This is a genomic window from Cyanobium sp. A1C-AMD (assembly GCF_024346495.1).
Classification (GTDB): Bacteria; Cyanobacteriota; Cyanobacteriia; order PCC-6307; family Cyanobiaceae; genus Cyanobium_A; species Cyanobium_A usitatum.
In genome coordinates, this window is record NZ_JAGQDB010000102.1 from 1 (window position 1) to 7,314 (window position 7,314).

Annotated in this window: 7 protein-coding genes and 1 pseudogene; 5 read left to right on the forward strand and 3 right to left on the reverse strand. The window is 61.9% G+C overall.

The window, feature by feature from the left end; translation table 11 throughout:
• Positions 1-323: 323 nt before the first annotated feature.
• Complete coding sequence (istB, locus tag KBY74_RS12680; RefSeq protein ID WP_315859069.1) at positions 324-1,217, reverse strand: IS21-like element helper ATPase IstB; 894 nt, start codon at positions 1,215-1,217, stop codon at positions 324-326.
• A complete protein-coding gene (gene istA / locus KBY74_RS12685) occupies positions 1,217-2,647 on the reverse strand; it encodes an IS21 family transposase (RefSeq protein ID WP_254943005.1) in 1,431 nt (476 codons plus the stop codon). Before istA (KBY74_RS12685) ends, istB (KBY74_RS12680) begins: the two co-directional genes overlap by 1 nt.
• Positions 2,648-2,790: 143 nt before the next feature.
• Here istA (KBY74_RS12685) and KBY74_RS12690 point away from each other — a divergent pair, with 143 nt between their 5' ends.
• The 3 genes from KBY74_RS12690 to istB (KBY74_RS12700) are packed head-to-tail and all read left to right on the forward strand — an operon-like array spanning position 2,791 to position 5,027.
• Positions 2,791-3,147: a helix-turn-helix domain-containing protein gene (locus tag KBY74_RS12690; RefSeq protein WP_254943006.1), complete on the forward strand. Its 357-nt coding sequence runs from the start codon at positions 2,791-2,793 to the stop codon at positions 3,145-3,147.
• Between the two features lie 15 nt (positions 3,148-3,162).
• Positions 3,163-4,167: an IS21 family transposase gene (gene istA / locus KBY74_RS12695; RefSeq protein ID WP_254943010.1), complete on the forward strand. Its 1,005-nt coding sequence runs from the start codon at positions 3,163-3,165 to the stop codon at positions 4,165-4,167.
• Complete coding sequence (gene istB / locus KBY74_RS12700; protein WP_315859070.1) at positions 4,164-5,027, forward strand: IS21-like element helper ATPase IstB; 864 nt, start codon at positions 4,164-4,166, stop codon at positions 5,025-5,027. Before istA (KBY74_RS12695) ends, istB (KBY74_RS12700) begins: the two co-directional genes overlap by 4 nt.
• Positions 5,028-5,180: 153 nt before the next feature.
• Here the strand turns inward: istB (KBY74_RS12700) and KBY74_RS12705 are convergent.
• Positions 5,181-5,416, reverse strand: a pseudogene (locus KBY74_RS12705) (transposase); the annotation flags it as partial.
• A gap of 423 nt (positions 5,417-5,839) precedes the next feature.
• Between KBY74_RS12705 and KBY74_RS12710 the strand changes: the two are divergent.
• The gene (locus KBY74_RS12710) at positions 5,840-6,019 is read left to right on the forward strand and encodes a hypothetical protein (RefSeq protein WP_254943007.1); all 180 of its coding nucleotides are present in this window, start codon (positions 5,840-5,842) and stop codon (positions 6,017-6,019) included.
• Between the two features lie 178 nt (positions 6,020-6,197).
• Positions 6,198-6,977: a methyltransferase domain-containing protein gene (locus KBY74_RS12715; RefSeq protein ID WP_254943008.1), complete on the forward strand. Its 780-nt coding sequence runs from the start codon at positions 6,198-6,200 to the stop codon at positions 6,975-6,977.
• The last annotated feature ends 337 nt before the right edge of the window (positions 6,978-7,314 follow it).

Below are 7,314 nucleotides of genomic sequence, written 5' to 3' on the forward strand. Positions count from 1 at the left end.
GCGTCAGCTCCATTTCGGGGCAGTGGAGCCGGTGGCTGAATTTCTGGAGCATCGCGTGCGCTGGGTGGAACTGCTGCCTGAGCACTGGCCGCCCAACGCATCTCTGACTGTTGCGTGAGCAAGCTGTCAAGCGACATCGAAAACTGAGCCACTTCCGACACCGAAAACTGCGCCACCCCTGAGCAGGTCTGGGGCCTTGTTTCCGGAGTGGTTCCGCTTTGGCTGCTCCGGCGGTGCCTCTGCTTGCTCATGGTTTTCTTGTCTGGTTGCGTTGGTTGTCGTCTGTCATTGATGCCGGTGAGGTTGCTCCGGCTGTTTTCCCCTCAGACCTCCTTGGCTGGTGTCGGTGGCGGTAAGCCGCCGACACCAGCCAAGGAGGAGCCGCCCGCCTGCGGGCGGAACAGTCCAGATCTGCGCTTCTCCCTCAGCCGGTAGCTGTCGCCGCGGATCGTCACCACGTGGCTGTGGTGCAGTAATCGATCGAGGATCGCCGCCGCCACCACCTGATCGCCGAACACTTCATCCCACTCCTCGACCGGGCGGTTGGAGCTGATCAGCACGCTGCCCTGCTCATAGCGGCGGGAGATCAGCTGGAAGAACAGGTGCCCGGCCGCTGGTTCGAGCGGCAGGTAGCCCAGCTCATCAATGATCAGCAGTTTCGGTTTGGCGTACTGAGCCAGCCGCATCTCCAGCGTTCCCTGCTGCTGCGCCTTGACCAGGGCGCCGAGCAACTCCATCGCTGTGGTGAACTGCACCGTGTAGCCACGGGCCACCGCCTCTCGGCCCAGCGCCACCTCCAGGTGCGTCTTGCCGACTCCCGGTGGGCCGAGCAGCACCACGTTGTCGCCATTAGCGACCCAGCGGCAGGTGGCCAGATCACGGATCTTGCCCGGATCGATCGAGGGCTGGGCCTCGAACTCAAATCCCTCCAGCGTGCGTACAAAGGGGAAGTGGGCGATGGTCATGGCCATCGACAGCCGCCGCTGCTCCTTGCTCGCCACCTCGGCGGCGCAGAGCCAGGCCAGGGCCTCGCGCAGATTCAGCTGCCGCCTGGCGGCTTCCTCCAGCAGTCCGTCCAACTGCTCGCGGATCGCGCCCAGCCGCAGCCGGCAGAGCATCCCGTCGAGATCCTCCACCAGCCGCTGGATCTCGGCCAGTTCAGCGGCAGTCATGCCAGAGCGAGATGGCGCCGGTGGTTGTTGCGTGCTGCGTGGCATCAGCCCACCTCCGCCACAACAGCCGAGTAGTCGCTCAAGGGCCGTGCCAGCGACGAGCGCCGCACTGACTCCAGCGCCACCACCTCCGCCATGCCGGTGGTCTCGCTCTGGATAGCGGCCTCGATCGCCCGCTGCGGCACCAGTCCAGCCCAGTGGCCGGCGATCACCTGGCGGATCCGATGGTTCGCCGCCTGGCGGCTATGGCGCGCCACGATCCGGCCTCCCTGGCGGATCAGCACCTGCTGATCACGGATCTGCACCATCACGTTCTGACGTACCAGTGCGGCAGGCACGCTGTACCAGTTGCCCTCCACCTGGACGCAGCAATCCTTGGCGACACGACGGCTGAACTCCTGCTCCGCCAGATACGACGGTTTGCCATTCAGCGCCAGCAGCGCCCCGGCCTCCGCACGCTGGAAACGCAGCAGCGGCTGCTCGCCCGTGGTGCCGTGGATGCGCAGATCGGCGATCTCCCGGTTCCACCATTCCAGATGGCTCTCCATCTGGCCCCAGGTGTCAAAGCGGTGTCCAGCAAGGCCACTGCGTTTCACATAGCCCACGCCGCGCTCGTCCTTCCCCTTGGTCTGCGGGCGGTGCGGCCAGCAGGCCTTGGGCGTGAATCCCCAGTGCCGGGCAAAGGCGGCAAAGATGGGATTGATCACCAGTTCTCCCGTTCTGGGGTTGTTCAGGGTGATCAGCGCCCGGGCGTTATCGACTAGGACCTGCTCGGGCACCCCATCCCAGAAGCGGAAGGCCTCCTCCAGCGCCTGCAGCCAGTGGCGCTGCTGTTGCTGCCGGTACACCCGGATCATCTGCCGCCTGGAGTACCCCAGGGTCAGCACGCAGAAATGCACCTTGGTCCGCACCCCACCGATCGGCACCCACAGCTCACCAAAGTCAGCCTGCAGCTGCTTTCCGGGCCTGGTCTCGTAGCGCACCGTCGCCTGCGCGCTCTGCCGCAGCGCCTCCCGCCAGGGCTGTACCGCACGCTCCACCGTCCGCTGGCTCACCCGGATCCCCTTCTGTTTCAACAGCTCCTGCCGCACCACCTCGGCGTTGCCGTGGTGCTGCTCGAATTGCTGCTGCAGCCACTCCCGGTGGCCATCGAGCTGACCAGCGCGGTTCGCTGTGCTGTACGGCTGCCATGTCCCCAGGGCCAGGTATCGGCTCACCGTGTGACGAGAGATGCCCAGCTCGGTCGAAATCCGCCGCCGGCTCCAGCCCCTCTCCAGCAGCTGCCGCATCACCGCCACCTCCTCTGGGGTTTCCATCACGCCCTCCAGCGCGACCATCCCCCCTGCTGTATGGGCATTGGCCGCCTTGGCCAGCCCAAAGCCCACACCCGCTGTCGATCGTTTCTCCGCCGCCGCTGACCGTTGCAAGGAATCGCCATGACCCGCCGCTGACGCGGCCGGCAATGGCTCCCCCATCGCTTCCGGGTGGCTCACTTTTGGTGTCGGCGCTGGTCCAGTTTTCGATGTCGGCTGACACCTGTCAGGCGACATCGAAAAATGGCCCAGAAGCGACACGAAAACTGGCCCACCTCTGCGAACCCCTGACCAGGCCCAGCGCCATGACCGCGGTGCTGTCACCTCTGGAGCAGAGCTCCCGGGATGCGGCGTTGGAGACACCAGAGGATGTCCAGGTGATCCTTGGCCTCACCGCAGCTGGCTGGGGCCGCAGGCGGATCGCCAAGGAGCTGGGCTGCTCGCCTGAAACTGTCCGTAAGTACAGGCGGCAGGGAGGCTGGCAGACGTACGGCAAACCCCGCCGGATCGGCGTTCTTGATGGTCAGTGCGACTGGCTCAGGGAGCGGTTCCTTGCTCACAAAGGCAATGCCGATGTGGTGCCCCAGGAGCTGGCCAGCGAGAAGGGCATCGTTGTGTCACTGCGCACCGTGGAGCGGGCGGTGGGGCAGTGGCGGCAGTAGCTGCGGGCTGCAGCGCTGGCGACGGTCCGGTTTGAGACGCCGCCGGGAAAGCAGCTGCAGGCGGATTTCGGTGAGACCTCTGCCCGCATCGCTGGTGAACGGGTCAAGGTGCACCTGTGCGTGCTGACCCTGGGCTACTCGCGGCGGCTGGTGGTGCGGGCCTACCGGCACGAGCGCCAGGTCCACTGGTTATTGGCGATGGAGGAGGCCTTCCGCCACTGGCGGGGCGTGCCGGCTGAGGTGTTGTTTGACAACGCCCGCGCCTTGGTCAAGGAGCACGATCCATCGCGCCAAGTGCTCATTTTCAACGAGCGGCTCGATGCCTTTGCCCGCTACTGGGGATTCATCCCCAAAGCCTGCCGGCCCTACCGGGCCCGCACCAAGGGGAAGGACGAGCGCGGCGTCGGTTACGTCAAGACGAATGCGGTGGCCGGCCGGGAGTTCGCCAGCTGGCAGGCGCTGGAAGCGCACCTGGAGCACTGGAGCCGGGAGGTGGCCGACGTTCGCATCCACGGAACGACCGGTGAACAGCCGGTGGTGCGTTTCCAGCGGGAGGAGGCCGCTGCCCTGCAGCCGTTGCCCCATAAGCCGTCGTTCCTGGCGGAACGAGAGCTGGTGCGGGTGGTCCACAACGACGCCTGCGTCGAGGTGGAGGGCAACTGGTACAGCGTCCCCTGGAAGCTGCTCAAGCAGCGGGTGAGTGTTCTGCTGCGCGATCAGCAGGTGCTGATCCGCCATGGCGGCCGTGTCGTCGCCCGACATGAGCGCGTGGTGGCCAATCGACGCCATCGCTCCGTGCTGCGGGGGCACTGGGATGGCCTGGTGCCAGCGCCGCAGCAGGACTTGGCCGAACGGTCACTGCCCTCAGCCGATGGCGCCAGTTGCGTTGGGTCCGCCTCAGTCGCATCCCCGCCCTGTGGGGGCGGAACGCGGCGGCGGGCCGCGGTGGTGCGCAGTTCAGAACTGGCCCGCTCCCTAGCGGTCTATGCCGCCGAGGTGGGCGAGGAGGTGGCGGCATGAGCCTCGCCAAAACCGGTCAACCGGATCGTCGCCTGCAGCCGATGGCCACGATGCCGCCGATCCCCGTAGAGGAGCTGGACGACATGCTCAGCCGCCTGCGATTGACCGCCATTCGCGATCAGCTCGACAACCTGCTCGAGGAGGCGGCCCGTAAGGAGCTGAACCTGCGCGAGGCGTTGACCTGGCTGTGTGCGGCGGAGATCGCCCGCAAGGATCAGCGGCGAATCGCGATGGCAATGAGCATCGCCAAGTTCCCGTTCGTGCGGACGCTGGAGGGGTTCGAGTACGAGGCCCAGCCCTCCCTGGATCCTGGCCAGATCCGGGAACTTGCCACCTGCCGCTGGGTCGCCAACGGCGACACCCTGCTGCTGCTCGGTCCGCCTGGAGTAGGCAAAACCCACCTGGCCGTCGCCCTGGGGCGTGAGGCGGTGAGCAAGGGCTACACCGTGCAATACGTCTCGGCGATGGAGCTGATCTCCACCCTGGCCCGGGCCCATAACCAGACGGCACTGGAAAGCCGTCTGAGCCAGTACGGCAAGAGCAAGCTGCTGATCATCGACGAGCTGGGCTACCTGCCGCTGGAGCCCGATGCGGCACACCTGTTCTTCCAGCTGATCTCCCGCCGCTATGAGCGCGGCAGCGTGCTGATCACCTCCAACCGCCCCGTCATGGAGTGGGGCGAGGTGTTCGGTGATCAGGTCGTCGCCACCGCGATCCTCGATCGGCTGCTGCACCACAGCCATGTGCTCACGATTCGGGGCGACAGCTACCGCCTGCGGGAAAAACGTCGCTCCGGCCTGATCAAGACAAGCAGTGCGGTGAGCACCAGCCCCGCCACCGGGGAGGAAGGGAGCCCATGAGCAACCCGACCGCCCCGATCCACACCCTTTCCCAAAGACTGATGAGCAAGAGCAACCGACGCCGGCTAAGGCATCAACAAGACGGGGCTACGGCCTCAAAGGGTGGGCCAGCTTTCGTGTCGCCGGAGGACCAATTCCGCATGTCGCTTGACAGCCGGACGTGAGCGTGGCCTGATGCCCACAGGATCGGCACTGGTAGCGCTTAAGCCGCCGGCCGTAGACCAGCCCATTCTGTGACATTGGCAACGCGGACTTCAGAACCCATCGGGCCAGCAGAACTTCTCCATAGCAGCCTCACACTGCTCCTCGGTGCCGTAGAGCCGTTGGAACTCATGCAGGGAGAGGCCTTTCTGGAACTGGACGGCACTGCGCGGAGTGAGCTGGGTAATCACGAAAGCAGATACACCTGCACTATTCGCGCTGGGGCGATGAGTCCAAGGAGTCCCTTAGCGGCAAGGCAGTCGCCAACAGCAGAAAGCGCCCGTACCCTGCTCACAAGCCCCAACAAGACCAGATGAAACGCCTGCTGCTACTCGCCCTGACCGCTGCGACGCTGCTGATGGGCACAACTGCCAGCGCCCACTGCGACCAGAAGCACGGGCACCAGGACAGCTCGACCCAAGGCGCCAGGCAGTGATGTCTCAGCCCCTATCGATGCTGGTGCTCTGGTTGGCCTTTGCCGTCGCAGCAGGAATCAAGTTTTGGTGCCTGGCGGCTCAGCTTAGAAAATGCCCTGAGGGCACGAGCAAGAGCACAGAGGAGTTCCGAAAGACCCTTGAACGCATCTGGGCGAAGAATCAGCAACGGGCGCAATGGAGCACCTGAACTGGGGATACATCCAACTGGGCCTGGTCGCCCTGATCTTTGGTGGTCTTCAGGTGTGGTGGATTAGCAGCGTCTTTTGGAGGCGTGACCTGGCACGTCCACAAAGCGGTGGCGAGTTCCGCAAATCACTGGAACGGATCTGGAAGAAGGAACAGCGGCAGGGGTAGCGGCGCCATGGTTGCGTATCTATGAGGTTGCCAAAACAACCGCCTGCAATAACTGCGACACTTCAATCAAACTCGTCCCAAAGCACTTCTTCCACTACGACGCGAAGATGGCGACGAGGGCACTGGCGACTAGGCGGAAGGGCCTTAAGACAGCAGAGAACGACGACAACATAAACTTTTGCCATGGAACCCTGTAAATATTATAATTTGCAAATATAAAATCATCTTAGGTGCTAAATTAAAAGATCAGAATTTGCGGACTTTTATGAGTTTTAAATTTGGCGATCCAGATATTTTTGATAAGATTTATGAGAATTCATACTGGGGCAAGGGGTCAGGAGGCGGAAGCTCCCCTGAAGCAACTGAACCCTACAAGATATTCCTAGAAGAGTTTATTCGTCAACACGATATTAAATCAGTCGTTGACCTTGGTTGCGGCGACTGGCAGTTTTCTCAATTTCTCGACTTTGGCAGCGCAACATATATTGGCATCGATGCATCTAAATACGTAATCACAAATAATCAGCGGTCATTTTCGCGATCCGGGGTTTCCTTTGCCAATCTCCCAGAGGATTATAATGAACTTCCATCCGCCGAACTGTTAGTTTGCAAAGACGTACTAATGCATTTAAGCACGAAGGAAGTTCAAGATATTTTGTCAATTCTCCCAAACTTTAAATATGCATTAATCACTAATGACATTCCATGCGTATCCGCACTCGGGAAAATTCTTCTAAAGCTGCGAAGTCCCTTTTCACCCATAAATAATAGAGAAATAAAGACGGGGGACTACAGGACTCTTGACCCGACTGAACACCCATTCAACCTAAGGCTAAAAAAAGTATTTGAGTGGAAAGGCAGTAATCTAATTCTTGGCAAAGATTGTGGCTGGACAAAGCGAACTTATTTGCATCAGCAATGCCAAGACGTGGAATTGCAGAGTCCAGGAGCTCATTGAGTCCCTTGCCACCAAGACAGTCGGCTATAGCAGTAAGCATCCATACCCTGCTAACAAGACCGAACAAAATCTGATGAAGCACCTGTTACTCCTTGGCGCCCTGATGCTGCCTCTTGGTTCTGCCCACGCCCAAGCACAGAAGATCAAGTGCCCTAGCGATAACACGGTAGAGATGCGCTACTGCGCTGGTCAGTCCTGGGAGCAATCCACAGACCAGTTGAAGCAAAAGCTGCCCAGGCAGATGCTCCAACAGTGGCAGGACACCACCCGAGCGATCTGCGCCCACGCCTATGCCCCCTACAAGGAGGGCACCATTTACCCGCAGTTGGTGGTGGGA